Raw genomic sequence first — 321 nt, forward strand, 5'->3', positions numbered from 1 at the left:
GGTGATGACGCCGTCCTTGCCGACGGTGTCAAAGGCCTTGGCCAGCAGTTCGCCAATCTCCATGCTCTGGGCGGAGATGGCAGCGACGTGCGCAACCTGGTTGCCTTCAACTTCCTTGGCGTTTTCCAGCAGCCGTGCGGCCACTGCCTCGACGGCGACTTCCATGCCCCGCTTGAGCTGGCCCGGAGCTGCGCCGGCAGCAACGTTGCGCAGGCCTTCCTTGACCAGTGCCTGCGCCAGGACGGTTGCCGTGGTGGTGCCGTCGCCGGCAACATCGTTGGTCTTGGTTGCCACTTCCTTGGCCAGCTGTGCGCCAAGGTT

The 321-nt window shown here is 64.8% G+C and carries 1 protein-coding gene; it reads right to left on the reverse strand.

Annotation, left to right across the window (positions count from 1 at the left end; translation table 11 throughout):
• Positions 1 to 321: TCP-1/cpn60 chaperonin family protein (locus tag SB754_RS19645; protein WP_410784075.1), on the reverse strand; the 321-nt coding region annotated here is incomplete at both ends.

The sequence above is a fragment of the Leifsonia sp. SIMBA_070 genome, assembly GCF_046534635.1.
Classification (GTDB): Bacteria; Actinomycetota; Actinomycetes; order Actinomycetales; family Microbacteriaceae; genus Leifsonia.